General features: G+C 42.1%; 32 protein-coding genes. 16 read left to right on the top strand and 16 right to left on the bottom strand.

Annotated elements, in window-relative coordinates; all coding sequences use genetic code 11:
• Positions 1-41 precede the first annotated feature (41 nt).
• Together PCH02S_RS20505 and PCH02S_RS20510 are read right to left on the bottom strand one after the other, a co-directional pair.
• Positions 42-911 carry a carbohydrate ABC transporter permease gene (locus PCH02S_RS20505; RefSeq protein ID WP_127455816.1) on the bottom strand — a complete coding sequence of 290 codons (870 nt, stop codon included), beginning with the start codon at positions 909-911 and terminating at the stop codon, positions 42-44.
• A 13-nt stretch (positions 912-924) separates the two neighbouring features.
• Entirely contained in the window at positions 925-1,872 is a 948-nt protein-coding gene (locus tag PCH02S_RS20510) for an ABC transporter permease (protein WP_127455817.1), read from the bottom strand.
• Positions 1,873-2,134: 262 nt separating this feature from the next.
• On the opposite strand from PCH02S_RS20510, the gene PCH02S_RS20515 reads away from it, so the two are divergent.
• On the top strand, positions 2,135-2,854 hold the full coding sequence (locus PCH02S_RS20515) for a hypothetical protein (RefSeq protein ID WP_127455818.1): 720 nt from the start codon (positions 2,135-2,137) through the stop codon (positions 2,852-2,854).
• On the opposite strand, the gene PCH02S_RS20520 is transcribed toward PCH02S_RS20515, so the two are convergent.
• Positions 2,812-3,972: an FtsW/RodA/SpoVE family cell cycle protein gene (locus tag PCH02S_RS20520; protein ID WP_164819646.1), complete on the bottom strand. Its 1,161-nt coding sequence runs from the start codon at positions 3,970-3,972 to the stop codon at positions 2,812-2,814. The genes PCH02S_RS20515 and PCH02S_RS20520 overlap by 43 nt on opposite strands.
• A 482-nt stretch (positions 3,973-4,454) precedes the next feature.
• Between PCH02S_RS20520 and PCH02S_RS20525 the strand changes: the two genes are divergently transcribed.
• Positions 4,455-5,525 carry an SDR family oxidoreductase gene (locus PCH02S_RS20525; RefSeq protein WP_127455820.1) on the top strand — a complete coding sequence of 357 codons (1,071 nt, stop codon included), beginning with the start codon at positions 4,455-4,457 and terminating at the stop codon, positions 5,523-5,525.
• A 48-nt stretch (positions 5,526-5,573) separates the two neighbouring features.
• Here PCH02S_RS20525 and PCH02S_RS20530 read toward each other — a convergent pair whose 3' ends face one another.
• On the bottom strand, positions 5,574-5,945 hold the full coding sequence (locus PCH02S_RS20530; RefSeq protein WP_127455821.1) for a winged helix-turn-helix transcriptional regulator: 372 nt from the start codon (positions 5,943-5,945) through the stop codon (positions 5,574-5,576).
• A 403-nt stretch (positions 5,946-6,348) separates the two neighbouring features.
• Between PCH02S_RS20530 and PCH02S_RS20535 the strand changes: the two genes are divergently transcribed.
• Together PCH02S_RS20535 and PCH02S_RS37020 are read left to right on the top strand one after the other, a co-directional pair.
• Complete coding sequence (locus PCH02S_RS20535) at positions 6,349-6,882, top strand: GNAT family N-acetyltransferase (RefSeq protein ID WP_127455822.1); 534 nt, start codon at positions 6,349-6,351, stop codon at positions 6,880-6,882.
• Between the two features lie 8 nt (positions 6,883-6,890).
• Positions 6,891-7,043: an IS3 family transposase gene (locus PCH02S_RS37020; protein WP_407670111.1), complete on the top strand. Its 153-nt coding sequence runs from the start codon at positions 6,891-6,893 to the stop codon at positions 7,041-7,043.
• On the opposite strand, the gene PCH02S_RS20540 is transcribed toward PCH02S_RS37020, so the two are convergent.
• From PCH02S_RS20540 to PCH02S_RS20550, 3 genes are all read right to left on the bottom strand, one after another.
• The gene (locus tag PCH02S_RS20540) at positions 6,970-7,638 is read right to left on the bottom strand and encodes a hypothetical protein (protein WP_127455823.1); all 669 of its coding nucleotides are present in this window, start codon (positions 7,636-7,638) and stop codon (positions 6,970-6,972) included. The two genes, PCH02S_RS37020 and PCH02S_RS20540, sit on opposite strands and share 74 nt — an antisense overlap.
• Before the next feature lie 144 nt (positions 7,639-7,782).
• Entirely contained in the window at positions 7,783-8,031 is a 249-nt protein-coding gene (locus PCH02S_RS20545) for a GNAT family N-acetyltransferase (RefSeq protein WP_127455824.1), read from the bottom strand.
• Positions 8,032-8,232: 201 nt separating this feature from the next.
• Entirely contained in the window at positions 8,233-9,201 is a 969-nt protein-coding gene (locus tag PCH02S_RS20550; protein ID WP_127455825.1) for an aldo/keto reductase, read from the bottom strand.
• A 298-nt stretch (positions 9,202-9,499) separates the two neighbouring features.
• Here PCH02S_RS20550 and PCH02S_RS20555 point away from each other — a divergent pair, with 298 nt between their 5' ends.
• The gene (locus PCH02S_RS20555; protein ID WP_127455826.1) at positions 9,500-10,219 is read left to right on the top strand and encodes a DUF421 domain-containing protein; all 720 of its coding nucleotides are present in this window, start codon (positions 9,500-9,502) and stop codon (positions 10,217-10,219) included.
• Between the two features lie 229 nt (positions 10,220-10,448).
• Here the strand turns inward: PCH02S_RS20555 and PCH02S_RS20560 are convergent, their stop codons facing one another.
• The 3 genes from PCH02S_RS20560 to PCH02S_RS35790 form a co-directional block, all read right to left on the bottom strand.
• Positions 10,449-11,246: an arsenite methyltransferase gene (locus PCH02S_RS20560; RefSeq protein WP_127455827.1), complete on the bottom strand. Its 798-nt coding sequence runs from the start codon at positions 11,244-11,246 to the stop codon at positions 10,449-10,451.
• Positions 11,247-11,315: 69 nt separating this feature from the next.
• Positions 11,316-11,648, bottom strand: a complete 333-nt coding sequence (locus PCH02S_RS20565; protein ID WP_246069190.1) for an ArsR/SmtB family transcription factor — start codon at positions 11,646-11,648, stop codon at positions 11,316-11,318.
• Positions 11,649-11,680: 32 nt separating this feature from the next.
• Positions 11,681-11,854, bottom strand: a complete 174-nt coding sequence (locus tag PCH02S_RS35790; protein ID WP_164819647.1) for a hypothetical protein — start codon at positions 11,852-11,854, stop codon at positions 11,681-11,683.
• A 187-nt stretch (positions 11,855-12,041) separates the two neighbouring features.
• Here PCH02S_RS35790 and PCH02S_RS20570 point away from each other — a divergent pair, with 187 nt between their 5' ends.
• Genes PCH02S_RS20570 through arsC form a run of 4 tightly spaced genes read left to right on the top strand, consistent with a single transcriptional unit; the run spans position 12,042 to position 14,462 of the window.
• The gene (locus tag PCH02S_RS20570; RefSeq protein ID WP_127455828.1) at positions 12,042-12,302 is read left to right on the top strand and encodes a low molecular weight phosphatase family protein; all 261 of its coding nucleotides are present in this window, start codon (positions 12,042-12,044) and stop codon (positions 12,300-12,302) included.
• Between the two features lie 14 nt (positions 12,303-12,316).
• On the top strand, positions 12,317-12,640 hold the full coding sequence (locus PCH02S_RS20575) for an ArsR/SmtB family transcription factor (protein ID WP_127455829.1): 324 nt from the start codon (positions 12,317-12,319) through the stop codon (positions 12,638-12,640).
• A gap of 8 nt (positions 12,641-12,648) precedes the next feature.
• Positions 12,649-14,055: an arsenic transporter gene (locus PCH02S_RS20580; protein ID WP_127455830.1), complete on the top strand. Its 1,407-nt coding sequence runs from the start codon at positions 12,649-12,651 to the stop codon at positions 14,053-14,055.
• A complete protein-coding gene (gene arsC / locus PCH02S_RS20585; RefSeq protein ID WP_127455831.1) occupies positions 14,034-14,462 on the top strand; it encodes an arsenate reductase (thioredoxin) in 429 nt (142 codons plus the stop codon). The genes PCH02S_RS20580 and arsC overlap by 22 nt, the downstream gene beginning before the upstream one ends.
• A 6-nt stretch (positions 14,463-14,468) precedes the next feature.
• On the opposite strand, the gene PCH02S_RS20590 is transcribed toward arsC, so the two are convergent.
• Positions 14,469-14,957, bottom strand: coding sequence for a PCYCGC motif-containing (lipo)protein (locus PCH02S_RS20590; RefSeq protein WP_127455832.1), 489 nt, complete (start codon positions 14,955-14,957; stop codon positions 14,469-14,471).
• 149 nt (positions 14,958-15,106) lie between these two features.
• Between PCH02S_RS20590 and PCH02S_RS20595 the strand changes: the two genes are divergently transcribed.
• Positions 15,107-15,286 (top strand): H-type small acid-soluble spore protein, encoded by a 180-nt coding sequence (locus tag PCH02S_RS20595; protein WP_127455833.1) that lies wholly within the window; start codon positions 15,107-15,109, stop codon positions 15,284-15,286.
• A gap of 53 nt (positions 15,287-15,339) precedes the next feature.
• On the opposite strand, the gene PCH02S_RS20600 is transcribed toward PCH02S_RS20595, so the two are convergent.
• Positions 15,340-15,846, bottom strand: a complete 507-nt coding sequence (locus PCH02S_RS20600) for a DUF3189 family protein (protein ID WP_127455834.1) — start codon at positions 15,844-15,846, stop codon at positions 15,340-15,342.
• 239 nt (positions 15,847-16,085) lie between these two features.
• Here PCH02S_RS20600 and PCH02S_RS20605 point away from each other — a divergent pair, with 239 nt between their 5' ends.
• Positions 16,086-16,691, top strand: coding sequence for a manganese efflux pump (locus PCH02S_RS20605; RefSeq protein ID WP_127455835.1), 606 nt, complete (start codon positions 16,086-16,088; stop codon positions 16,689-16,691).
• Between the two features lie 160 nt (positions 16,692-16,851).
• Here PCH02S_RS20605 and PCH02S_RS36745 read toward each other — a convergent pair whose 3' ends face one another.
• On the bottom strand, positions 16,852-16,977 hold the full coding sequence (locus tag PCH02S_RS36745; RefSeq protein ID WP_268597060.1) for a hypothetical protein: 126 nt from the start codon (positions 16,975-16,977) through the stop codon (positions 16,852-16,854).
• Positions 16,978-17,212: 235 nt separating this feature from the next.
• Here PCH02S_RS36745 and pdxR point away from each other — a divergent pair, with 235 nt between their 5' ends.
• Entirely contained in the window at positions 17,213-18,649 is a 1,437-nt protein-coding gene (gene pdxR / locus PCH02S_RS20610) for a MocR-like pyridoxine biosynthesis transcription factor PdxR (protein ID WP_127455836.1), read from the top strand.
• A 65-nt stretch (positions 18,650-18,714) separates the two neighbouring features.
• Here the strand turns inward: pdxR and PCH02S_RS20615 are convergent, their stop codons facing one another.
• Positions 18,715-20,472: a Rieske (2Fe-2S) protein gene (locus PCH02S_RS20615; RefSeq protein WP_127455837.1), complete on the bottom strand. Its 1,758-nt coding sequence runs from the start codon at positions 20,470-20,472 to the stop codon at positions 18,715-18,717.
• A 265-nt stretch (positions 20,473-20,737) separates the two neighbouring features.
• On the opposite strand from PCH02S_RS20615, the gene PCH02S_RS20620 reads away from it, so the two are divergent.
• Positions 20,738-21,478, top strand: coding sequence for an SDR family oxidoreductase (locus tag PCH02S_RS20620; protein WP_127455838.1), 741 nt, complete (start codon positions 20,738-20,740; stop codon positions 21,476-21,478).
• Between the two features lie 477 nt (positions 21,479-21,955).
• Here the strand turns inward: PCH02S_RS20620 and PCH02S_RS20625 are convergent, their stop codons facing one another.
• Positions 21,956-22,588 (bottom strand): FMN-dependent NADH-azoreductase, encoded by a 633-nt coding sequence (locus PCH02S_RS20625; protein ID WP_127455839.1) that lies wholly within the window; start codon positions 22,586-22,588, stop codon positions 21,956-21,958.
• 134 nt (positions 22,589-22,722) lie between these two features.
• On the opposite strand from PCH02S_RS20625, the gene PCH02S_RS20630 reads away from it, so the two are divergent.
• The gene (locus tag PCH02S_RS20630) at positions 22,723-23,070 is read left to right on the top strand and encodes a winged helix-turn-helix transcriptional regulator (RefSeq protein WP_127455840.1); all 348 of its coding nucleotides are present in this window, start codon (positions 22,723-22,725) and stop codon (positions 23,068-23,070) included.
• A 383-nt stretch (positions 23,071-23,453) separates the two neighbouring features.
• Here PCH02S_RS20630 and PCH02S_RS20635 read toward each other — a convergent pair whose 3' ends face one another.
• Positions 23,454-24,173 carry a zinc-binding dehydrogenase gene (locus PCH02S_RS20635; RefSeq protein WP_246069186.1) on the bottom strand — a complete coding sequence of 240 codons (720 nt, stop codon included), beginning with the start codon at positions 24,171-24,173 and terminating at the stop codon, positions 23,454-23,456.
• A 38-nt stretch (positions 24,174-24,211) separates the two neighbouring features.
• Between PCH02S_RS20635 and PCH02S_RS20640 the strand changes: the two genes are divergently transcribed.
• Both PCH02S_RS20640 and PCH02S_RS37025 read left to right on the top strand, forming a co-directional pair.
• The gene (locus PCH02S_RS20640) at positions 24,212-24,676 is read left to right on the top strand and encodes a helix-turn-helix domain-containing protein (RefSeq protein ID WP_164819648.1); all 465 of its coding nucleotides are present in this window, start codon (positions 24,212-24,214) and stop codon (positions 24,674-24,676) included.
• 137 nt (positions 24,677-24,813) lie between these two features.
• Positions 24,814-25,002, top strand: coding sequence for a YetF domain-containing protein (locus PCH02S_RS37025; protein ID WP_407670112.1), 189 nt, complete (start codon positions 24,814-24,816; stop codon positions 25,000-25,002).
• The last annotated feature ends 51 nt before the right edge of the window (positions 25,003-25,053 follow it).

A 25,053-nucleotide genomic window follows, 5' to 3' on the forward strand; every position in this document is an offset into this window, starting at 1 on the left:
TATCACGCTGTTTCCTTAACAACCTAGGTAGGAATTGCTTTTTAACCTTTAATCGATCCTAAGAGTACACCCTTCGTAAAATGCTTTTGCATAAATGGATAAACGATCAAGATCGGAACCGTCGTCACAACAACAGCAGCCATTTGCACAGCGAACTTGCTAACCGTTCCGGCATTAGCCATCGATTCAGAACTTTGTGTTGCGATGTTAAGCAAAATGTTACGCAAGACAACTTGCAGCGGCATTAAGTTCGAATCATTCAAGTAAACAATCGCATCGAAATAACTGTTCCAATGCCCTACGGCATAAAATAGGGAGATCGTGGCAAGAACGGGCAAGGACAAGGGTAAAATGATTCTCCATAACGACTGAAGTTCACTTGCGCCGTCAACCCTTGCCGATTCCTCGATTTCAGCAGGCAATTGCTCGAAAAAGCCTTTAATGATCACCAGATTAAATGCACTAATAAGATGTGGAATAATTAATACCCATGGACTGTTTAGCAATCCCAGAGAGCGGATTAACAAATACGTCGGAATTAACCCTCCACCAAACATCATGGTAAACACAATGAATATTAAAAACGTGCTGCGTCCTGGCAAATATTTTTTGGATAACGGATAAGCCGCTATGATCGTAAAAAACACATTTAGAGCCGTACCTACAATCGTTCTAAACAATGTGATTTTATACGCCTGCCCTATGCCGTGAGAAATGAATACCTCTTTGTAGGCTAGAAAAGTAAAGGATTCAGGTATAATCACAATTCCTCTTCTTAACACTTCCGATTCTGGCGTCACTGAAACAGCAACCACGTATAAAAAGGGGAGTAAGCAGAGTAGGGATAGTGCAATAAGAATCATATAAACGGCTGCTTGCCATACTTTTTCCCCGACTGTCATGTTGATCATTGTAAAAACCACCTCACCAAATTTGCCCATCGAATTTCTTTGCCAGCTTGTTCGCAGCCAAAACTAAAGCAAATCCGATGATCGCTTTAAACAATCCCACAGCAGTAGCCAAGCCAATCTTCAGGCGCTCTAACCCTTCACGGTATACCCATGTGTCGATAATGTCGATTTTTTCTTGGTTAAAGCTGTTAGCAAACATGAAAATTTGATCAAAACCAGCATCCAGAATATGGCTTAATTTAAGGATCAGCATCAGAATAATAACGCCTCGAATGCCGGGTAACGTGACATGCCATAGCTGTCTCCACTTGGAAGCGCCATCCATTCGAGCTGCTTCATATAAGCTTGGATCAATTCCTGCTAATGCGGCGAGATACAATATTGCTCCCCAGCCAATATCCTTCCATATTTCAGATAAGATGATCAACACTCTGCCCCAGGCAGGTTCCGTTAGAAAAGAGATGGGTCCAACCCCATTTTCCTTCAAAATCATATTAAAAAGGCCATCTCCTGGGGCTAATAAGGCCACCATCAGTCCATAAACAATGACCCATGATAGAAAATGGGGCAAGTACGTGATCGTTTGTACGATTTTTTTAAACCATTGGGTATACACTTCATTGAGAAGCAGGGCAAGTACGATGGGAGCGGAGAAACCGAATAATAGCTTATACAGCGATATGATAATCGTATTTCTCATGATGTCCCAGAAATAAACGCCATTGATAAAATCCTTGAAATTCTTCAATCCCACCCATGGACTGTCCCATAGTCCCAAGGCTAGATTATAGTTTTTAAAGGCAATTATGATTCCCGCCATGGGAATATATTTGAATACGGCAAAGTAAACTAATGCCGGGAATAAGAGAGCATACAACACTTTGTACTTCTGTATCGTTCTTATCCATGAATTCCGCTTTCTGGGGAGGGGAATGGCGTCCGCTGTCATTTTCGCTTGCATATCATCACCTCGTCTTTATTTATATTTGTATAATAGCACCCCTCCAACGGATAAATTTCTGCAATTTCAAGAATTTCTTACAAGATATTAAGTAGTAGGTCCTTGAAAAATTCCAATACATCGGCGTCCAAAAACGGACAGAGTGAGCGAGTCGCACGAAAACTAAGTTGGATTTTCATACCCTACATTTCTTAAGAAATGACAGCATAGAATGCTGATAGGTCGTTTCACGGTTTATGTTTCTAAATGGGAGGAGAAAGAAATGGCAAAAAGAAGGAAAAAGTCATCCGTAGCGGGGTCCCAAACGAAAGCAGCGAAGGAAGTAAAAATTAGTTCCACCCCTCATGCTCCACTTAAAGAAGGAGCGTCTGGATCCTACAGCAACAGCGCAATTGCCATGATGCCGCCTGGACAATCGGTCCCTACATCGAAACAGGAACAAGCCCTCGCCATTAAGATAGCGAGGGCAATGCTCTCTGGCCCACGGCACATCACCAAAGATGCAACCGTTGCGGAAATGCGTGAGGATGGAAAACTAATCATCTTGCGCCAAGGCACCAACCATTGGATATGCTTTCCCGGGGATGAGAACCAGATCGGCAATCCCCCGATGTGCGCCGATCCAATGGGACTGCAATGGATCATGGATCTCAAGGCCAAGAAGACGCAACCCACGAATATGGCTCCTGGCCTCATCTATATGCTGTGCGGTGCCACGCAGCATAGCAACACTGATCCGTTTGATACAACAAGCCCGCCAATCCCGATTGGTCCGCACTGGATGATCATTTGGCCTTTTGACGCCAAGAATGCCGGATTGCCCAATACTGTCAGAGATGCAGGCGCCTGGGTGATGTTCGATGGCACACCTTACGCCTATCTGCACATCTGCGGCACACCCTGGTCTGGCAATGTGTACAATGTGATGAATCCAGGCGATCAGATGCCGGTTTGGACCATGGAATATGGCTTGCGATCATAGGAAACGTCAATATCATCAATATCTATGTCATCATAGATTTTTATACTTAGAACAAAGCCTATCGACACCATGTTAATCAACAGCGAAGTGCCTCCATAGCTGATAAAAGGAAGGGTAATTCCCGTAATCGGCATAATACCAATCAGCATCCCAATGTTTTCGAAAACTTGAAACAAAAACATAGCGGAAATCCCACCAATGATGTAAATGCCTGTTTGGCTGCGAATGCTTAGTGCGATAGTAATCATTCGATAAATGAGAACAAAATAAAGGAAGAGTAGCACCGATGCTCCTATAAATCCAAATTCTTCGCCTATTACAACGAATATGGAATCTGCATAGGTATATGGAACCTGACCACTCTGGACTGAAGTCCCATGAAGATAGCCATCTCCCTCTAGGGAGCCTGATCCGATTGCTGTAACCGATTTTTTCATGTGATAGGTTGCTTTTTCAGAAGCTAGTTCTGGTAAAAGGACGGCATCTATCCTATCCAACCAGTACTCTTTATGTTTGGAGGCCATGAATTCTTTTATTTCCGCATGGTATTGGATATAGCTCCAGATGGAGCTTCCGCTTACGATTATCATAATGACTAGACCTATCCAAGCATGCTTGTAGTTCATGTGCCCAAACCAACAAACCACAATAAAAATAACCAAATACGCAATGGAGTTACCGAGGTCTGGTTGCATGAGAACTAAGAGAAAAGGAACTAATGTAATAATACCCATTGGAAGTATTTCCTTGAACACGCTAAGCGTCTCGACTTTTCTTTTAGATAGAAAATACGATAAAAACAAGATTAAAATGAGCTTACAAAACTCTGCTGGTTGAAAGCCAATCCCACCAGGAAGAATGAACCACCCCTGAGCATTGTTGATCGTATCCCCTTTAAAAAACAATAAAACCAGCAGTCCCACCCCAATGAAATAGTACATCGGCGAAAAGCGCAATAAGAGTTTGTAGTTAAAAAACAACATTATAAATAAGACAATAAACCCAAACCCGTAATAATACATCATTTTAATATAGGATTGGGAATAGTCTGGTTGAGTCTGTGTTGCGCTATAGATGCAGAATATACTAATGATCATTAAGATGAACAACAGCAACAAAATAATGACATCCAGCCCTTTAATTATTCTTTTCAACATGAAACCTAATTGCGTTCCTCCGAGAAAATTCTCAATAATGAACCACCTATTTCTGGATACGTTAAGTAAGCTCATTAAATATAAGATAAACTGTTTAATAAAAAAGTGGGGTATTTATTAAATTTTCCTTAAATTTCCCAGTGTGGAGTTTTAGAATTTTTGCTGCAGTAAATTACTTCATATGAAAAAAGAGCAGCCGCAAAGCAGGCTCCTCTATTAATGTTCTCTATTAGCTTCCCGAAATCGGCAAAGCACCTTTTAAAATTGTCCAAGCTATTGCCAGTTGGACAATGGAACAGTTCTTTTATACCTGTCCCGATAATAAATCCCTGTTTTATTTCCTAATTATTACTTTCAAGTAACTATGTGAATTGAAAGTGCGTACTTTTCTTCGGTTCTCCTCCCACTCATAATAAACGCTATAAGAGAAGGAGGAATGCCTTATGAAACCAGATGAAATGAAAGCAAGTAAAACCGCTCTTGTCGTTGGAGCGAACGGAGTGATCGGACGGAATCTGATCGATTACCTGATAACACTCCCTGAATGGAATATCATTGGTGTTTCGAGACGTGGCGGTGTGAACAGCGATCGGTTACGATATGTGGCGGCAGACCTTCTAAATGAAGAGGATACCTTGGCGAAGCTGGGCAATCTAACCTCGGTCACACATATCTTCTATGCTGCTTATCAAGATCGCCCTACATGGGCCGAACTGGTTCCGCCTAATTTAGCCATGCTTGTAAATGTGGTCAATGTGATCGAACCGATTGCCCCAAACCTTGCGCATATCAGTCTAATGCAAGGCTATAAAGTGTACGGCGCACATCTCGGTCCATTTAAAACACCGGCGCGGGAGACGGATGCCAACCATATGCCTCCCGAATTCAATATCGACCAACAGCAATTCCTTGAAAAACGTCAGCCGGGAACTGAGTGGACCTGGTCGGCCCTTCGTCCGTCAGTCGTTAGTGGGTTTGCATTGGGAAATCCGATGAACCTCGCGATGGTTATTGCGATCTATGCTTCCATGTCAAAGGAACTGGGTCTGCCGCTTCGTTTTCCAGGGAAGCCTGGTGCGTATAACAGCCTGCTAGAAATGACCGATGCAAACTTACTGGCTCGCGCAACAGTCTGGGCGGCAACCGATGAACGTTGCGCGAATCAGGCATTTAACATTACGAACGGCGACTTGTTTAGATGGAATGAGCTTTGGCCGAAAATCGCGGAATTTTTCGAAATCGAGACCGCCCCTCCGTTACCGATGGCTTTAGAGGTAGTCATGGCTGACAAGGAAGCTCTATGGAACTCCATGGTGGAGAAATATGATTTAATGAGGAATACCTATGAGGACGTTTCTTCCTGGCGGTTCGGGGACTTCGTGTTCTCTTGGGATTACGACTTTTTCTCGGACAGCTCAAAATCTCGCCGTTACGGCTTCCACGAATTCGTCGATACGGAAAAGATGTTTATGGACATCTTTGAACAATTCCGTCAACGCAAGATCATTCCATAAATTGAGGATACCGGTTCCTTATTAATAGGGACCGTTTTTTTATTTATCCTATTCGTCCGTTTGCGGCGGTTCAAATAAGACAGTTCCTCTATCGCCGTATACCTTTTCGATATGCGTATCTCCCCATCTGCACATAAGATGAAGGATTTCTTTCAGGCTCCAGCCGTAGTCCGTTAACTCATACTCGACCTTTGGCGGCACTTGGTTATAAGAAATACGGAACACGATTCCATCATCTACTAATTCTCCTAGCTGCTGAGTCAGCACCTTCTGCGTTATGGCAGGCATCAGGCGCTTCAGTTCGCCATTACGCCTTTTTCCAAACGTTAGATGGAATAGAATAACCGGCTTCCACTTGCCTCCGATCACTTCAAGAGTGGCTTCTACCGCAGTGTTATAAATTTTATCGGGCTCTTGCATAATCGAAAATCCCCCCTGCAACCTGCGGAATCATCGTCGATCTTAATGTCCACACCTTTTTTTTAATGAATTCGAGGCATTAGTCTCCCTTTCCTGCTAACTGATCAGTTACGAGGTTGGGATAATATCCACGAAATGCCTCGGGCAGTCCGAGAAGCCGCTAAGCGCGCAGCGTGGATACACCTTTATCTGAAGGACTTCTAATTAGCTAAAGTAGTCTTGTAATAATAATTCATTTATAAGTACTGACAACTTTTCAATCCATATTTCCCCAATCGAATCATTCGGTGATATACATGTGGGTTGCCGCGCTGTTCGTATTGTACTAACGTTCCCGTAATGAATTTATGGTAAAATATGCTTGCCTACGTTATAGGAAGTTCACACTAAGGAGGAATTGAGAATGACTGGTCAAAGAGTCAGCCTGCGTCCTTTCGAAACAGAAGATATTAAAGAGCTTCATCAATGGTCCAATGATCCGGTTTCCATCCTGTTGGTTGGCAGAGTTCCACAAGCCTACGAACAAATTGAACAGCAAGTTATGAGGAAAAGACAAAACGGAGATCTTCTGCTAGCAATTGAGAACGAAGAAAATAAACTTATTGGCTGGGTTTTCCTCAAGGATATCGAACATGAACACGGCAGAGCCGGTATCGGAATCCTTCTAGCCCCAGAGGCTCGCGGACAAGGGTACGGAAAAGAAGCGATGAAAGCGATGATTAAAATAGGCTTTAACCAACTCCGGTTACATAAAATCTATTTAACTACAAGAGGGTTAAATGAACATGCGATTGCGCTGTACAAAAAAATTGGTTTTGTCGTCGAGGGAAAATTGAGAGAGCATGCATTTTGTAATGGCCAATATTATGATACATACTATATGGGAATGTTAAAATCTGATTGGCAGGCCGAGGTTTATCTGAATTGCAATTCGTGATTCAAACTGTGCAAAGAAAACAGAAACGTATCAAATCAAAACTAAAAGGCATGAGCCCGGTACAGTACCGAGCTCAACGATATCGTTTTAGTTTTTTGGTTCGAGGGCTAAAATTTTCTTCATGTAGCTGGATAAGGAATCGAGATGATTCCCAATGGTAATAGTTCTCTGTTTTTCGATAAGTTGTGCTGCTGGTACCATAGAAAGCTGAGCTGCCACTACATTCTTCATTGGGTTTTCTTCAATAATATTTATCAATCCCATTGATACAGATTGTATGTATTCACTTTTTTTCCCTTGCATAATTAATTCAAATGTATTCTCCAATAGGAAAGGCTCAACTTCAATCTCTTTACCCTTCATTTTGGAGTAGGATAATAATTGATTCATTGTTCCATTAACAGTGTTAGGGTTCGTAAATGCCACTATTATGGGCAGATTCATTTTACAGATATCTTCGAACAAAGGCTCATCAATTTTTATTATAGGGATTGGATAATGATGAACTTCTTCATTAAATATTGCCGTAAAAAAGGTACATGTAATTAAAATAGCATCTACATGGCATTTTGTTATCCAATCAAGTGTTTCAATAACTTTCTTTTCAACAATTTCTTTTGTGAAATCAGCATCCATTTTTAAACGGTCAAGACCTGGATCTACAAAATGAATTAATTCTACGTCAAAAATACTCAGAGCTTTTTCAACGTGTTCAATATTTGAATAATGTGCATGATAGCAACCAATTCTTTTCATATTTATGTACCCCCAAGGTTTTCAAGAATTGTACCAATATTCAGTTGGATTTGTAAACACTTGAGTTGTTCAATTAATCTGCCAGTTAGGTGAACGAAAGGCTGCCGTACATTGTCGGCAGCCTTGTTCTTGTTGAATGTTCAACTATAGTTCCCCGTTAGAATATTCCATGATAACCTTTGTCCAAAATGTCTTTGCAGGCAAATTTTTTTCCAACCAAGAAACGCTCCAATTGCCTTTAAACATCTCAAAAAGTTTATGCGCTACTTTTTTACCAATTCCTTGTCCTCGGTACTTTCTTAGTATGAAAAACTCAGCAACTGAAACTTTAGGCGATTCACCTTCTGTGATTTTCCTAACTAAAACAAATCCAGCGAGCTTATCAGACTCCATAATAAAGAAGGGCAACCGCCCTGCCCGTTAGGTGAGCAAATGGCAGCTGAATCGTCGAATATCATATCAAAAGATCATATTTATCAACACTAGATATTACTTGAAGCGATAGTCAGAGGCGATCGGCCCTACGAGAATAGAAATAAGGCAAGATCATCCGATCCCGCCTTATTCTTTCAGTACTATTTAAATTCTGGTTACTTACCGGTTGTATCCGAAACGTGTTCCTGCTAATGAACGCCATACGTCTTCGCATTTCAACAGAGTCTCGGCATCCAGCGGTTGCCCCTCAATCGACTTAATATTTTGCTCGATTTGGGCTAATCGGCTTACTCCAGAAATGATACTCGTCACGGATTCTTGCGCGGCGCACCACTTCATCGCAAGTTCCAGGATACTCAATCCACATTCCGCAGCAATTTGAGTAAGCTTGTCTACTGCGGCAAAATTCTCATCTGACCAGTACCTGTTAAAGTAGGTTTCATTATTGGCAAATCGAGTATTTTCCGCAGGTTGACCCGGCTTATGTTTACCGGCCAGTAACCCCCCGGCAATAGGGTTATAGATGACCATGCCCATGTCATGCGCTTTTAAAAAAGGAACGAGTTCTGTTTCTATGCCGCGGGTGATAGGGTTATAGACATTCTGAGTGATTATGGGAGCGATATAATTGCGTTTGTCGCAGATAGACAACATATCAGCGACTTGCCAAGCGGCATAGTTGCTGACACCAATATATCGAATTTTCCCCGCTTTTACCAAAGATGACATCGTTTCAAGTGATTCTTCGATGCTTGTTTCGTTGTCAGGCGCATGCATATAGTAGATGTCGATATAATCAGTATCCAATCTCAATAAACTAGCATCAACAGCAGATAGAATATTTCGGCGACTTAATCCAGCGTTATTAGGGTTTTTCCCCATAGAACCGCGTACCTTTGTCGCAAGAATAATCTCATCACGCCTCCCTTTGAGACCTTTGCCGACGATCTTTTCGCTTTCACCCTGATTATACGAGTTTGCAGTATCAAAAAAATTAATGCCATGCTCAAATGAGTAATCCATGATTTTAAGACTATCAGCTTCGGTTGTTTGCCCTCCGAACATCATGGTTCCCAGACTTATCTTGGAAACTTTAAGACTTGTTTTTGACAAGTTATTATACTGCATAGGATAGCCTCCTTCATTTATAATCGATTTTAGAATACACCATATCCCATGTTCCAAAAAGTAGTGATATTATTGTTACTTAGTTACTTTAACTTAACTAATTTGCCCGTCGTACAGTGAAGGGTTACAGCGCGTCACACCATTCGGTGTTTCAACTATTTTTACCCCGTAGCCATAACCATTTGAAATTTGTGCTGGAGCAGAAAGAATCTGAGTGAATGACGACAAAAAAAACAATATAAATAAATGAAATAATTCATGGGAAAATTGGGGAATTTATTCTTATAGGAGGAGGTATATGGAGGAATTCATTCAAGTTATAATAAGAACGATTGCGGCATTTATTATTCTTATGATCGTTGCTAGGATATTGGGAAAACAAACAATCTCACAAATGACTTTTCATGATTTTGTAGCTGCAATAACATTAGGAGCAATTACTGGAAATTTGGCATTTAACACAAAATTAAATCATTGGAATCTTTTAGCCTCCCTATTGTTATTCAGTGGTATTGCATTTATCGTCACATTCATCTCATTAAAAAGCAGGAAGTCAAGGAAATGGCTGTCTGGCCGGCCCACAATTGTTATTGAAAATGGAAAAATTCTTGAAGATAATCTTAAAAAAATGTATCTTACATTGGATACTTTGAATCAAGAATTACGAGAGAAGGATATTTTTGATATTCAGGAAGTTGAATTCGCGGTTCTTGAGTTAAATGGAAGATTATCCGTATTAAAAAAACCTGAATTTCGCCAGGTTCTAATGAAGGATCTACCCAGATTTAATGGACAAAAAGAGACGAAAACGACATTTCCAGTTGAACTGATCATGGATGGTATAATGGTTCAAGAAAATTTAGAACAAAATCAGATCTCCGAATCTTGGATAAATAATGAATTAAAAAAAAGAAAATTGACTCTAAGAGAAGTATGCTACGCCGTAAAGGGGACTGACGGCAAATTATATTTCGATTTATACATGGATAAAATTAAAAATCCAATCAATAGGGAGTAAAATAAACTCTCAACAACCGGAAAGACAGCCGATCTCATTTGATTAGCTGTCTTCCCAAGTTGTTACCGATACCGTAAAATTAAAGTGATAACAAACAGCACAACACATAAAGATAATGTGTTTGTTATCAAAAACTGTTGAGAGCCAAACTAATCGCATAAACCTCCATTAGGCTAATTCCTAAAAATATAAGCAAGTATGCCTTTAAGCTTAAGTCCCCTTACTCCCCCTACTTAATTGCTTTGATTATTGCCGACTGAATATAGTTTTCTACGTCAGCCCCCGGCACCCAATCCTTAATAAATTCCCGAGACTCATCTTTAGGTTCAACCACAATGTTTTGAAATCCGCTTCTTTGCAGGTACACCATAACTTCATCAATTGTAGAGGCACCTGATACGCAGCTAGCAAGTGAATGAAGATCACTTTTTAACTCTTCTGGAAGTTCGGAAGTCATTACTACATCAGAAATAGCCAAGCGACCGCCTGGTTTTAAAACACGGAAAGCTTCACTGAATACTTGCTCTTTATCCGGTGACAAATTAATAACACAGTTTGAAATAATAACATCAATGGAATCATTCACGATCGGCAGATGCTCAATTTCACCGAGACGAAACTCAACATTTTCATATCCATGACTTTGAGCATTTTGACGTGCACGACTAACCATTTCCGGCGTCATATCGACTCCATAAACTTTACCCGTTTCTCCAACTTGTCTAGAAGCTAAAAAAACATCAAAACCGGCGCCACTCCCCAAATCTAGAACAACTTCTCCCGATTTTAGCGACGCTATTGCTTGAGGATTTCCACATCCCAAACCGAGATTTGCACCATTTGGAACAACATTCAGTTCTTCATTGGAGTAACCTAATTTGGAGGAAACCTCATCTGGAGTGTTACAACAGCTTGTTGTTGGTGAAGTGGAGGAGCAACAACTTGCATTAGGATTGCTCTCAACAGCAATCTGTTTATAGCGATTGCGAACATGTTGACGTACCTCATCATTTTGAACCTGACTCATGAGTCATCTCTCCCTTGCTATATCAAGAAATATTGATTAATACTTGATTTAAAAACCCACCTACGTGGGCTATGAGCAACATCCGCTTGATTGATTTTCGCTTTTTCGGAAAATACAGCATAATTCTGGTGAAAGCAATCGGTTAACCTCTGCATGGTTTAATTCATAATAACTCCAAGTTCCTCTGGTTTCTTTCGTGATCAGATTAGCATCAAGTAATATCTTCAGATGGTACGATAATTTGGACTGAGGCATGTTAACTATGTCAACCAAATCACAAACGCAGACACTACCTTCTTGAGTAAGCTCATACATGATTTGCAAGCGTTTCTGATCTGCTAAAGCTTTAAACTGGAGTTCGTATTTCAAAAAATCAACTTGACTCTCATCACTCGAAGAAATAGGAAGCACTTTAATCAGTTGTAATTCCTCCTTTAGCAACAAGCTGGACAGCAGTCCAAATTGGTCTGCGGAACTATCATTGGAAATTGCAGCTTATCCGGCTTACTTTCTTTGATATTGTCCCACTTCCAAGCATGACGAGCTTGCGCTTCGATTTTATGTTGTTGAAACTGCATGAGTTTCTCCATACTGTAAGAGTTCAACATCGCAGCTGCCTCCTTAAATCAAATTTATTTGATGAATTGATCATAACACATATTATTTGGAAAATTCAAGAATTAAATCAATTTATTTTGATTTAACTATCTCGGTATACAATTTACAAAACCTTAACTTTTATATATAACTGAATAATTATATAATCATTTACATATGAAGTTGGAAGCTGAGATAATGATGAAAAAACCGGTTCGTCATTTACTTCTTGTGTATCCAAAATCGTTCGATATGAAGTATTTCATCTCATCGAATGTCATCGTTAAGCTCTGCCAGCAAATTGCGGAACGTTGTCCCATTGTACCCTTTGGCATAACGAGTGTGGATTGGGACATCGAAGATCCACTTGCAAATGACATCCAGGCAGTTCGGTATGCACGTAACGAAATACAGAAGAAAGTGATTGAACTATTAAAATGCTTGAATGTGCCGATATAAAGGAGCGTATAATTTTGCCCGATATTGAACAATTATCTGATGCGTGTAAGCTGCTGGGGGACAAAATGAGATTAACGATTCTTTCTCTGCTCAAAGAACGTGAGTTATGTGTGTATGAGCTTGTTGAACTCTTGCAAACCAGTCAGCCCAATGTGAGCCAGCACATGCGAAAACTGAAGGCCGGCGGTTTAGTTAAAGAGGCTAAAAAGGGCCAATGGGTTTTTTATTCGCTAAACATTGAGGATAAGCCCTATCTGCATGAGTTTTTTCAGTTCCTTCCATCCCAAAAAGAAAAAGTGAATGCGATATCCTGTGCAGATTTAAATTGTTGTGACTAGGAGGAACCATGATTTACATTGCGGTACTTATTTTTCTTATCACGTTAACTTTTGTTATTTGGCAGCCTAAGAGTCTTAACATTGGATGGTCCGCTTCTGCGGGCGCTGTCCTGGCTCTTATCTTCCATGTCGTGTCTTTCCACGATGTATTAACGGTTACTTCCATCGTTTGGAATGCCACACTCGCTTTTGTCGCAATTATTCTCATTTCCTTAATCCTAGACAATATCGGATTTTTTGAATGGGCTGCCTTGCATATGGCGAGGATTGCTAAAGGAAACGGACGGCTCATGTTTGTGTACGTCATTTTATTAGGTGCGGCAGTTGCTGCATTTTTCGCAAATGATGGTGCAGCATTAATTCTCACGCCAATTGTATTAGCGATGGTTCGAGCGTTGAAGCTGCCGAATAAAATGATTTTGCCCTTCATCATGGCAAGTGGTTTCATTGCAGACACGACTTCCTTGCCTTTGATTGTCAGTAACTTAGTGAACATCGTGTCTGCCGACTTCTTCGGCATCGATTTTGTCACTTATGCAAGCCGCATGATTGTCACGAGCTTATTTTCATTAGCCGCAAGTCTGGTGGTCCTGTACGTTTTCTTCAAAAAGGACATTCCTACGAGTTACGATATGAAACAATTAAAGCCACCTTCAAATGCCATCAAAGATCTTAAGCTATTCAAAATGTCATGGGTTATCCTTGCTGTCCTTCTCGTCGCATATGTAAGCAGCGGATTTATTAAAATTCCTTTTTCCATTATCGCAGGCATCGTAGCACTGATCTTCATTTTAATGGCTAGATCCAGTAAAGTGATCGAAACAAAACGAGTAATTAAAGATGCTCCTTGGGCTGTCGTCATATTCTCTATCGGCATGTATGTCGTCGTTTATGGTCTGAAAAACGTCGGTCTCACCGATGCCCTGGGAAATGTGATTGAGGACTTAGCAGGACAAGGATTATTTGTAGCAACAGTGGGAATGGGCTTCTTGTCTGCTATTTTGTCTTCCATCATGAATAACATGCCCACTGTTATGATCGATGCGCTAGCTATTAAAGGTACGAATACAGACGGAATAATTCGAGAAGCATTGGTTTACGCCAACGTTGTCGGAAGTGATCTGGGACCTAAAATAACACCGATTGGGTCACTCGCAACCCTTTTATGGCTGCATGTTTTATCTACGAAAGGTGTAAAAATCACGTGGGGCAATTATTTTAAGACAGGTATTATTCTTACCGTCCCAACGCTTTTGATAACTCTTATAGGGCTATATTTATCGCTTCACGTTATTCATACAACTAGCGTGAATATTTGGTTGTTAATTGTTGCGATTGCAGTCATTGTGGTGGTCGCCGCGTTAATCATAAAAACAAAAGGAGAAATGAAACCATGGAGAACAAAAAACCGTTAGTATATTTTCTTTGCACAGGAAACTCTTGCCGCAGCCAAATCGCTGATGGGTATTTGAAAGTCTTAGGCGGGGATAAATACGAAGTGAAGAGTGCGGGCTTGGAAGCGCACGGATTAAATCCACGCGCAGTAGCAACGATGAATGAAGATGGTATCAACATCTCAAACCATACATCTGATGTCATTGATACCGAGCTTCTTGGCCGCGCTGATTATATTATTACATTGTGCGGCCATGCTGACGAGCACTGCCCTGTTGTCCGTAATGATAAGGCTCAAAGATGGCACTGGGGGTTTGACGATCCTGCCAAAGCAACTGGTACGGAAAAAGAAATAACAGCTACATTCCGTGAAGTTCGTGAATCCATTAAGAGCCGGATTGAACAATTTCTGAAAGAAGGCAAGTAAACGCCGTTATACAGGCAAAGGGGTATCGGTTGGTTTAGCATAGCCCTTCTTGTAGGTGTTATCAATAATGGTTCTAATTTCTTTAAGGGATTTGCCTTCCTGTTTCATTTTGACAGCCTCAACTGCAATTTGTAAACACACACCACATCGGGTTCCGTGATCATCCCAAACGACAGAACCATCTGATTTAACCTCTTTAATAAAGCAGTTCATATTACTTGTATGGCCCGAACTTTCTCCACAGCCACAGTAGCAGGGTATCCATTTTATAATATCTGTAGATTTACCCGCTATTTGATAGACCATTTGAATTTCTTCCCTCTGTGAACTAAGAAAAGTCGGCAAAACGTCTGAGGATACCGTTTTCTCTTGCTTATCATTATGCACATGCGCTTGGCTTTCGGAATGTTCCTCGTTAGAAACTTCTTGTCTAGATCCACAAGCCGAAAGTGTTAGTGAGACAGCAGTAATTAGAATCATAAATTTATATTTCAATATTGTCACCTCGATAGTATTAGTCATAACTAATATATCATAGGCAAAATAAAAGTCACACTTCATTAAGGTAGAGGTTGCCTAATAATTCAAACGATTTGAGCACATGCTAAAATGGTCTGTACATTTACCTTAAGGAGATCAATGAAGTGAACAAATCCAGAGCATTAGAAATCGTCTCATCCCCAGAAATGGCGCATGTGACCTATAATGAAGTTCCTATTTACATCCAAACGGTTGATGAAAAAAATGAGACGGCCATGGTCTACACGCTAGAAGAGCCAGAACTGGAGCAAGAAGTCCCTCTAATCAATTTAATTGAGCATTAGAATTGAAACTTGTCTAATGGTTAGATCAGCCTAGCGGATATATGCTAGGCTTTTTATTTGAAATTTTTATTTTCTAACATAATTATCTGTGTTTTAGAGGAATGTGCCGTTTGTTTTGTATAATGAACAAGATTAATAATGTCTTGATACGCTTGTTTAGCCCCTATTACTAATAAAGGTACGCCTAAAAAATCAATCTTTAGCCATCGTGACAGCATCCCACCACATGTCATCGAAAAAGGCACAGTTGGAGACGTATTGGATAAAATTATTTTTTCATTGAGAAGCTCATTTTCCATCAACATATCAAACACATTAAAAATGCCGGGAACCAGGATTTTAGATCTGCCTCTCCCCATTGTATAGACCTTATTGCCATCCTCATCCTTGCCGTGAAAGTATAGCTTTCCTCTGTCCTGGTACACCAATTTATTGAAATTATGCGTATTCAATATTTCATTTTCCGTGGGCTTGCGAGTTTCGTCCAATTTCTTGAGATGATACGCTGCAGCCAAAGCTGTCGTATGTGTGCCCCCGAAATCATTATAAATATATATCAAGATGAACCCACCTCTCTTTTTCATTATTAATAACCAAGCTCGCCATTTATTTCAATAAATCCCTCAAGTGCCAGGATAAATCCATGTGTAGACTACCTCCTTTTAGATTTTCACTGACTTATCATTCCCTCAGAAACTGCGCCCCAACCGAAAATTTCAACAAACTATAGGCAGGAACCTATAAAGAGAACACCGCATATCTTTAATTATCATTCAAGTCCGGTTTGGAGGAGAGATAGATGCATTGGCTCAGCATTTTGGGTATCGGTCTCGCAGCAAATTTAGATAATCTTGGAATAGGCTTTTCATTTGGTGCTCGCTCCACCAAAATTCCCTTTAGTTCCAATCTGCTTATTGCAATTCTGTCGATAATATCTGCCTACGCTTCAATAACATTTGGGCATCTCGTTGCTAATTATATACCGCCTGCTTTTGCAAACTGGATTGGTGGAAGCATGATTATCATCATTGGTTTATGGAGCATAAAAACAAACATAAAAGAAATGAACGCGATTGGACCAACTGAAACATCAAGCGAATTGGCCAACTTACTTAAGAATCCTGCTAGGGTGGACCGTAATGGTGATAATATTATTTCGTGGACAGAATCTTGGACGCTTGGGCTAGCTCTCGCTCTGAACTGTATAGCTAGTGGATTTGGGGCTGGTGTTACTGGAGTATCCGCTTTGGGAACAACTTTATCGATCGGAGTGTTTTCACTACTTACCGTTGCATTAGGTGTCCGTGTTGGAAAACAAATCGCTCAAACATGGTTTGGCCGGTACTCAAATGCAATAGGAGGTCTTATTTTAATTGGCATTGGTATTTACGAAATTGTTGTCTGATGAATTTGCCTCGTGGGAATAAACCAATAGATACAAGGCCCCCATAAATGAGGGCCTTGTACGATCAAAGCTATTAGAGAGAATTAGAAAAGGTTTCAATGAACTGTTTTTTATCGAATCCACCCATTGGACAAATTAGTTAATCCTTTTTACAGCTACTTTAAAATTTACCATTCGCATTATCAAGTTCATCTTTACGGATGAGAAATGCGCCTCCTATGGCGACAAGCAAAGGACTTGCAATAATCGCACTACAAAGCAAAATAAAAGATATCAAAGCTGCCATATGCTCCATCTCCTTTCAACTTTTATGACATGATCCATCATTCTGATTACTATCATAAAATCGAAATGGGAGAATGTAACCAACCAATCACTCATTTTTTACGCCATCCACTAACCGCCCTTGTTCACAGAATGCTAACTGATAAAGACAAAAAATTCGATTATTTTCCGTAGATAAATGGTATTATAAATGTAAAATTTGTGCGGTTTGATTGAATATTCAAGGGGATATTAAGATGTGGAAACCTGATCGCAATAGTAAAAAAGCTCTTTACGAGCAAATTGCCGACCATCTAGAGCAAAGAATTTCATATGGGGAATTTCCTCCAGGCAGTTTTCTGCCATCTGAGCGGAAGCTTGCTGAACAATTTGAAGTGAACCGCAGCACCGTCATTTCTGCCTTCGCCGAACTTCGATCCCTTGGGATTATCGAAAGCCGCACTGGCAGCGGGACTCAGGTAAGTACGTCCAAATGGGGAGCCACTCCAAAGCACACTCCGAACTGGAGTCGGTTTGCCGAAGGAGGAAGCTTTCTTCCGAACCTGCCCTTTTTGCGAAGGATCCGCGAAGCGTTAGCCCAAAATCCATCGCTGATTGATTTTGCGAGTCCTGAACTATCGGCAGATTTAGCACCCACAGATGAAATAGCTACATTAATGAGTAGAAACGCATATACGTCCTATATGGGTTACGATAACCCTCAGGGTTCAACTCTATTAAGAGAGGCTTTAGTAGAATTTCTGAACAATTATCGAAGCATTCGAACAACGGAATCCTCCATTCTTATCACATCGGGATCCCAGCAATCGTTATATTTAATCACGCAATGTCTGCTGTCACCTGGTGATGCAGTGGCTATTGAAGATCCTTCCTACTGCTATTCGCTGCCTATGTTTCAATCGGCTGGGCTTCGTTTGTTCCGACTTCCGGTCGACAATCATGGCATAGAACCAGAAGATATTCGCGCTTTATACAAAAAACATCGAATTAAGATGGTGTTCTTGAATCCGAGCTACCAGAACCCAACGGGAACGGTACTAAGTGAAGAAAGGCGCAAACGTCTTCTTGAAATTATTAGTGAATTAGGACTTCCTGTTGTGGAAGATGATCCATACAGCTTAACCTCTTATGAGGGTTCCCCTCCTTTGCCACTCAAATCAATGGATAGTATGGGTTCAATTTTATACATAGGCTCATTTTCCAAGATCGCAGCCTCCGGCTTACGGATAGGCTGGATGGTAGCGCCTCGTTCCATTGTGGAGCGACTAGCCGATGCCAGACAACAGATGGATTTTGGATTAAGCATCATTCCGCAACTAGTAGCGGGGCAATTTTTACAGTCCTCTTATTTAGATCCCCATTTGGAGCGATTGCGTATCCAACTTCAATTTAAACGGGATTTACTTATCGAAGCACTGGAGCAGGAGCTTTCAGGCCTAGTCGAATACGCGGCGCCAGAAGGGGGGTTGCATTTTTGGTGCAAATTGATCCCGAATATTCCGGACGCTAAATTGTTGGAAGAATGCATTAAGAAAGGAATTATCTTTGTACCCGGGAGTGTTTATGGTTCAGATTCCGGTTACGTGCGGTTTACATTCGCCAGAACGAAGCCCGAGGAGATTAAACTGGGGATAGCCAGATTTGCAAGCGCAATACGTGAGTTGAGTGAATGAGGGCACATTATCTCTGTTAGAGGACAACGGCAGCCGATCAGTGCCGGCTGCCGTCGTATCTTCTGTCAATCCTCTTCAAACAACCGTTCACCTTTATGCAGTCTCCAAGCAATTTTGGCCGTATGCGGGAGCTCGCGCGCGGTTGGCGCATGTGCGGCCAGATAACGCGTACAGGCGAGCAGCATCGTTTCTTTGGCCTTATCCGCAAAAGAGCCTGTCACCGATTGCCAGTGATTGTATTCGGCCATTGAGGCTTCATACATTTGGAAAGAATGGAATTCAGCATCCTCTCGCAGCAACGCATGGCCAAGCGTATTAAGAAGTGCTCCTGGATCGCCACTACCATGAATGTAATCCACAACCCATTGCGCAGCTGGTCCAACCTGTTGGCGCAGATCGAGCAAATCGAGCATCTCCTGATGATCGGCTGGGGCTGCGGAGCCAGACGGCTTCGGCCGAGCGGCTGTCGGCACGTTTAAGAAGCGGTCCAGATATACGCTGACAGCTCCATGAAAAATCGCCCGCTGCAGCAGCGGTTCATCCGATTGCAGCAGCCTCTCATGCACGGCGTGAGCATAGGTGAACGTGTGAAGTACTGCAATCCAATCGCGAAAATCATTCTGCGTATGGAAATGAACGATCCGTTCCGCGGCGGCCAAAGCAACGATCTGTGCCAACTGTGCCGGAACCGTTCCCGCCATCAACAGGTCGCGCAGCAGAGTGATCGTCTGCTCCGGCGTATCGCTCAATAACTGCTGGAGCAATTGTTGTTCCATTTCCACAGCAAGAGTTGACTTCTGCCTTGCCCCAGCAGCCAACTTCGCACTATCCTCCAGCTCAGTGATCGCTTGCTTGATCGGCTCTACGAGGTTAATCGGTGCTTGCCACTGGTGCAGCTCCTCGCTTCGTGTCGGACTAGCCATCATTGGGACGAGCGAAGTTAAAATCCGTTCCCTTTGTGACACATCCGCCCACTCCAGCGCTTCAAAAGCTTTGTTATGGAAATCAAACACGTGGCCGCCATCCAAATAAAAGTGATCTGTTGCGGAGGCAAGCATCATGTCCGAAAGCTGCTTCGTGTTAACGCCTTTCATAATGGCGGTCATTAGCACTTTCTCAGCGCCCTGCGTATCCCGCACCTCGATGCAGCTGCGATACCACGCTGTCAACCGTTCCAACGGCACCTCAGTCGATGGCAGCGGCGAAAGCAAATGGCGGGTTCCTCTGCCCGAGCTGCCTCGAGCAACATGAACAAGGCCTTGGTATAAAGCGAGTATTTTCCCATTTTTGTCAAGCTTATTAACGATTTGCGTCATCGCTGTGAGTATCGTAAGTCCAGCGTTCCAGCCCGTTCCATATGTCGTTCCAAATTCAATGCCAATGCGGGCGATGTCCCGCTCCGGTACCCCAGCTTCGATCAGTCCGACAACCGCTTTCGCAATAACGATGCCGATATTTTGCTCGAGTCCTTCTTTCAGTCTATGCTTATATTTTTCCGCACCTTCTACCCTTCTTGAAACCGGATTTACCCATACTTCGCCGTCATCGACGCGTACTTCATAAGATGGAACATCGTCTGCCCACGGATCAAGCGTACCGCCGCTGCAGACATCAAACCGGGCATGATGCCAATGGCACGTCAAAATCCCGTCGCACAAGCTCCCCATATGCAGAGGGAACCCTAAATGCGGGCACCGGTTGTCAACGGCATATACTTGCTCCTCATGATAAAAGACAGCGATACCACCTCGAATAACCTTTTTGCCCGCTAGCTTAAGCGCTTCCAATTCACCTGCTGAAATCCAGTTTAAACGGACATTCATCGATACAGCCTCCTTTATTGTTCAAGCTGCACTCCAAAATTACAACAGTCGTATTTGGTCAACACTCTCTTTCTTCTATTTATTTTTTATTATACCTTAGTGTCTCTGTCTGATGGAAATAAAGCTTCACATCTTTTGAATCAGGCTTTCTGAATGTGGACCCAACTAGAAAAAATTGTAAATGTGGGCATGCTAATAATCCTAGCATTCGTTGAGTAACTTATATTTGTTAGACATTTTATTTGATAAATAGAGGAGATATGGCATGAGCGGAGGTATTAAGAACAAGGTAGTACTCATCACTGGTGGCGGTACTGGTCTTGGAGCAGAGACCGCACGCCTTCTTGCATCCCAGGGAGCGATTGTCGCTGTTGCTGCGCGCCGAAAGGACAAGCTCGACCAGGTGGTTGAACAGATAAAGGCCGCTGGAGGCAAATCAAACGCCTATGTGCTGGATGTGGTCGATAAGTTGCAGTTCAAGTCTGTTGTAGATGCAATCATTTCGGATTTCGGCAAACTTGACGTACTTGTCAACAATGCCGGCCTTATGCCAATTCGGCCCATGGCTGAAGTGAACACCGACGAGTGGGATGCGATGATCGACATCAATCTCAGGGGAGTTCTGTACGGGATCGCAGCCACTCTTCCTGGCTTCCTTGCACAAAAAAGCGGCCATATCATCAACATTAGCTCGGTTGCCGGGGTTAAGGTCTTTTCTCCCGGTGGTACCGTCTATTCGGGCACGAAATTTGCGGTGCGCGCGATTTCAGAAGGTCTGCGTCATGAAGTCGGTGATAAGGTACGAGTAACGTCTATCGAACCCGGGGCTGTGGAAAGCGACCTAAAGTTCAGTACTACGGGCACATCACAATCGGCCGTGTTGGATTTCTACAAAATCGCCATCCCCGCTAGCGCTGTGGCGCGAGCCATCGCCTTTGCCATCGAGCAGCCGATGGAAGTCGATATCAACGAAATCGTTCTGCGTCCCACTGCGCAGGAGTTCTAATATCCTAAGCCTCTACCTTTACGCAGGATAGCAATGAATGGCCAAAAAAGCTTAAATCCTCGATGTAGTAGAGGCTTTAAGCTTTTTTTATATAGTTATTTTTTATCGATATCAGCCGGAGGTTTATGCCCCTAAGTTATCAGGAACTAGTAGGCGCTTTTTTTCGAATCCATGCTATGAGGCAGCATACCCTTTAATTTAGGTTTAAAATCTGAGAAATAAAAAACCAGAGTTTAACACTATATAAAACTGCTGCCTACGATACTGCTTCAGTGAAATTGAGCGGTTCGGAAATCCCCCGAGCTCTTCTAGCAAATCGTCCGTCCAATGCAGAAGACGTCCGTCAGGTGCGCTGACCTGCACCTCTGGAAATGCTTCTTCCGTTCCGCCGCTGTCTGACCTGTGATCAGTATCGTGTGTCTAGTCAAAGTCACCTATTAAAGTTTTGAGAATCCAAGAATGATGTCAAACCCCTTATTAGAAACGTTTGGCAACTTCCTTAGCATGAGCAATAGCCTTTTCTTTAATGGCTGGAGCTCGCTCGGATGATGCCGTTCCTTCAACAAAAATGGCCTCCATAGATTGAATCCCATAGAACTGCAAAATCTTTTTCAGATAGGTATATCCCATTTCAACTTCAGCAAGAGGACCTTCCGAATAAACGGAACCGCTAGCTTGAATGTGCAAGGCTTTCTTACCGGACAACAAACCTTCAGGTCCATTCTTGGTATATTTAAACGTCTTGCCCGGAATTGATGTCGCATCCGTGTATGCTTTCAAAACCGGCGGGATCGAGAAATTCCACATGGGGGAAACATACACATACTTATCTGCTGCCACGTATTGATCGACAATCGCGTCAAGACGAGCTACTTTGGATTGCTCAGCTTCGGACAGTTGATTAAAAGACAAACCCGACCGAAGCTTTTCCCAACCACGCAAAACATCTGCATCGAATTGCGGAATATTCTCTTTGTATAGATCCAAATGAACAACTTCATCTGTTGGGTTAGCTTCACGGTATGCTTCAATAAATTCTTTGCCTACCGCGAGGCTAAAAGATTCCTCAGGATCAAGGGGATGTGCGGTGATGTACAATACAGTTGCCATAAATCAAAACTTCCTTTCTGTAATCAGATTGAGTACACTTCCTGAATTGATCATACAATATGCACTTACTTATTTAAAGTAGGCACAATAATGTGGTATAGTATTAAAAAAGGTACTGTAACGGAGGTCAACGAATGCAAAAGAACCCTGTCCAATGTCAATTCGTTGCGGCGCTGGATTCAATCGTAGGCAAGTGGAAGCCGATTATCCTTTATCATTTGCTTCAAGGCAAACCACTGCGGTTCAATGAGCTTAGAAGATTGCTGCCCGGTATCACGCAAAGAATGCTTACGCTCCATCTACGCGAATTGGAGGAGGAAGATCTCGTTAAACGCGTTATTTATCCGCAGATCCCTCCGAAAGTGGAATACTCCATCACGGAATACGGCAAGAGCCTGTCTCCGATTCTGGAATCCTTACATCAATGGGGAGCGGCCCATGTCGAGCGAAAGCAGCTCAAAAAGGAGAATGATGAACAATAGCTCCGTTACACGCTGGTAATGTTATTTAGCTCTCCTTTTTACTAAAGAACGGTTTCTATTTGTTACAAAAAAATGAAGGGCTATCCCTCAGTCATTAAAATGACTGAGGGATAGCCTATTCTCCGTGAGCTGGATTGTAATTCGATTTATGTAAAGTTGACCAGTACTGAACCATTTTGTGAGTTTATTTTGAAAGTAAATGCCTTTACAATTTTAGATAATTTTAGAATAAAGGGCCATGACGACATTACAAATGGAACTCTAGTTCAACTGGTCCCTACTGCTTCCGTCTATACGAATAAATGGTTTCCCCATTTAGGAAGAAATTAGAAAAGCGTGCACTCTCAATGAGTGCACGCCTTTTTAATTCAGAACGTTATTGTTTATTTCACTTCGCAGTCAATCATGACGTGAATCGTATCTCCCTTATGCTCATTTCTGAGCTGAAAGGCGCGTGCCACTTCGGCCAGCGGAACGACGTGTGTGATCATTTCTTCCGTATTTACCAAACCGTCCAATACGAGGCGTAATCCCTCGTCGAAGTATCGCCTGTTGTCGATATCCCGCTTCGGCTCCGTAGAGAAGATGTCCAAACGCTTTTTATGAACTTTAAAAAAATCGACAGGGGCATGGCAAGTGCCGATACAGCCATACATGACGATACGCCCATTCTGTGCTGCAGCATTGATCGCATCTACCATACCGTCACCTTCCAGCAGGCAAGGGATGACAACATCGAAACCATCCGGGAAGTCAGCACCGACAATATCCATTGTGCTCGCATGTTCATGCGGCATCTTATACGTATGAGTTGCCCCATATTTTCGAGCGAGAGCTAATTTCTCATCGAATATATCGGTAACGACCAAATTTTTCGGACTAAACATACTCACCACTTGCGTCATGACGAGCCCGCTTACGCCTTGCCCTGTTATTAGTACGTTTTTATTAGGAGAGATATCTCCGAGTTCGGCAGCGTGAATGATACCGGGAAGCACTTCGATCAAGGAACCTTCGATTAGCGGAAGTTCCTTCGGGAGCACCTTAAGGGAGAACGGCGTGCAGCACACATATTCGGCAAAAGCGCCCCAGACGTACCGCAATGCAACAGGTGTTCGTCCAGCTTCAAAATTATGGAGGAATGAATTTTCCTGAAGTAGATAAACAAAACATTCAAAATACAATAGTTACTATCAATGAATTAAAACTTTACAATAACTCTTATATCTCTTCATTGATTCAAGCAATCCGGGAAAACCGGAATTTTAGCGCACATTACAATATAAAACGAGCTATGAGCTATATAGAGAATAATTTTAAGAATAATGAATTGTCTCTGCAAATAGTTGCAGACCATGTCAATCTCTCTGTGGGATACCTTAGCCACATATTTAAGCAAAGCGTTGGGATATCTTTTTCACACTATTTAATTCAATACCGAATGGAGATAGCTAAACAATTATTATCCAATCCAGAATATAAAGCATATGAGATTCCTGAGCTTGTCGGCTACACGGATTACCCGCATTTTACTAAGTCTTTTAAAAAAGTATATGGGTTAACGCCAAGAGAATATCGAAATTTTTTGGGATTTGAAAAAAATTAGAATTTATCCCCCTCCATCCCAAATCTTGCTCCATATTGTGTCAGGTCATTAAATATTCCTGAAATGGTTATGAAAGAGAAGGGATCATCCGCGGAGGATTACATGATCAGTTTCTATACGATCACCTTGTCCCTTAAATTCCGCATGGCAAGACAAAAACACCAAGTACCGAAGATTTAGAGAAACGTTTGCGAATGGCAGGTATCAGTCGTATTAATGATGTCAAATCAGGGACTATTGAAGCCAATGGCGAGCTGGGATATGAGTTAATGCCACATGCCAGGACCTATAACCATGGGCGACTTCGAAAAATTTATGATGATTAATTTTCCTAATTTATCACTCCAAAACATCCAGAGTTCGGAGGCAGATACTCT

The sequence above is a fragment of the Paenibacillus chondroitinus NBRC 15376 genome (assembly GCF_004000765.1).
Lineage (GTDB): Bacteria > Bacillota > Bacilli > Paenibacillales > NBRC-103111 > Paenibacillus_E > Paenibacillus_E chondroitinus.

Bases quoted from the DNA above. Each gene is read 5' to 3' on its own strand.
- PCH02S_RS20505 (WP_127455816.1), bottom strand. From the start codon at position 911: ATGATCAACATGACAGTCGGGGAAAAAGTATGGCAAGCAGCCGTTTAT.
- PCH02S_RS20615 (WP_127455837.1), bottom strand. From the start codon at position 20,472: ATGAATGTCCGTTTAAACTGGATTTCAGCAGGTGAATTGGAAGCGCTT.
- pdxR (WP_127455836.1), top strand. From the start codon at position 17,213: ATGTGGAAACCTGATCGCAATAGTAAAAAAGCTCTTTACGAGCAAATT.
- PCH02S_RS20555 (WP_127455826.1), top strand. From the start codon at position 9,500: ATGGAGGAATTCATTCAAGTTATAATAAGAACGATTGCGGCATTTATT.
- PCH02S_RS20510 (WP_127455817.1), bottom strand. From the start codon at position 1,872: ATGCAAGCGAAAATGACAGCGGACGCCATTCCCCTCCCCAGAAAGCGG.
- PCH02S_RS36745 (WP_268597060.1), bottom strand. From the start codon at position 16,977: ATGGCAGCTTTGATATCTTTTATTTTGCTTTGTAGTGCGATTATTGCA.
- PCH02S_RS20560 (WP_127455827.1), bottom strand. From the start codon at position 11,246: ATGAGTCAGGTTCAAAATGATGAGGTACGTCAACATGTTCGCAATCGC.
- PCH02S_RS20550 (WP_127455825.1), bottom strand. From the start codon at position 9,201: ATGCAGTATAATAACTTGTCAAAAACAAGTCTTAAAGTTTCCAAGATA.
- PCH02S_RS20620 (WP_127455838.1), top strand. From the start codon at position 20,738: ATGAGCGGAGGTATTAAGAACAAGGTAGTACTCATCACTGGTGGCGGT.
- PCH02S_RS35790 (WP_164819647.1), bottom strand. From the start codon at position 11,854: ATGTTGAACTCTTACAGTATGGAGAAACTCATGCAGTTTCAACAACAT.
- PCH02S_RS20535 (WP_127455822.1), top strand. From the start codon at position 6,349: ATGACTGGTCAAAGAGTCAGCCTGCGTCCTTTCGAAACAGAAGATATT.
- PCH02S_RS20630 (WP_127455840.1), top strand. From the start codon at position 22,723: ATGCAAAAGAACCCTGTCCAATGTCAATTCGTTGCGGCGCTGGATTCA.
- PCH02S_RS20530 (WP_127455821.1), bottom strand. From the start codon at position 5,945: ATGCAAGAGCCCGATAAAATTTATAACACTGCGGTAGAAGCCACTCTT.
- PCH02S_RS20545 (WP_127455824.1), bottom strand. From the start codon at position 8,031: ATGGAGTCTGATAAGCTCGCTGGATTTGTTTTAGTTAGGAAAATCACA.
- PCH02S_RS20525 (WP_127455820.1), top strand. From the start codon at position 4,455: ATGAAACCAGATGAAATGAAAGCAAGTAAAACCGCTCTTGTCGTTGGA.
- PCH02S_RS20640 (WP_164819648.1), top strand. From the start codon at position 24,212: ATGAATTTTCCTGAAGTAGATAAACAAAACATTCAAAATACAATAGTT.
- PCH02S_RS20540 (WP_127455823.1), bottom strand. From the start codon at position 7,638: ATGAAAAGAATTGGTTGCTATCATGCACATTATTCAAATATTGAACAC.
- PCH02S_RS20605 (WP_127455835.1), top strand. From the start codon at position 16,086: ATGCATTGGCTCAGCATTTTGGGTATCGGTCTCGCAGCAAATTTAGAT.
- PCH02S_RS20625 (WP_127455839.1), bottom strand. From the start codon at position 22,588: ATGGCAACTGTATTGTACATCACCGCACATCCCCTTGATCCTGAGGAA.
- PCH02S_RS20570 (WP_127455828.1), top strand. From the start codon at position 12,042: ATGATGAAAAAACCGGTTCGTCATTTACTTCTTGTGTATCCAAAATCG.
- PCH02S_RS20580 (WP_127455830.1), top strand. From the start codon at position 12,649: ATGATTTACATTGCGGTACTTATTTTTCTTATCACGTTAACTTTTGTT.
- arsC (WP_127455831.1), top strand. From the start codon at position 14,034: ATGGAGAACAAAAAACCGTTAGTATATTTTCTTTGCACAGGAAACTCT.
- PCH02S_RS20515 (WP_127455818.1), top strand. From the start codon at position 2,135: ATGGCAAAAAGAAGGAAAAAGTCATCCGTAGCGGGGTCCCAAACGAAA.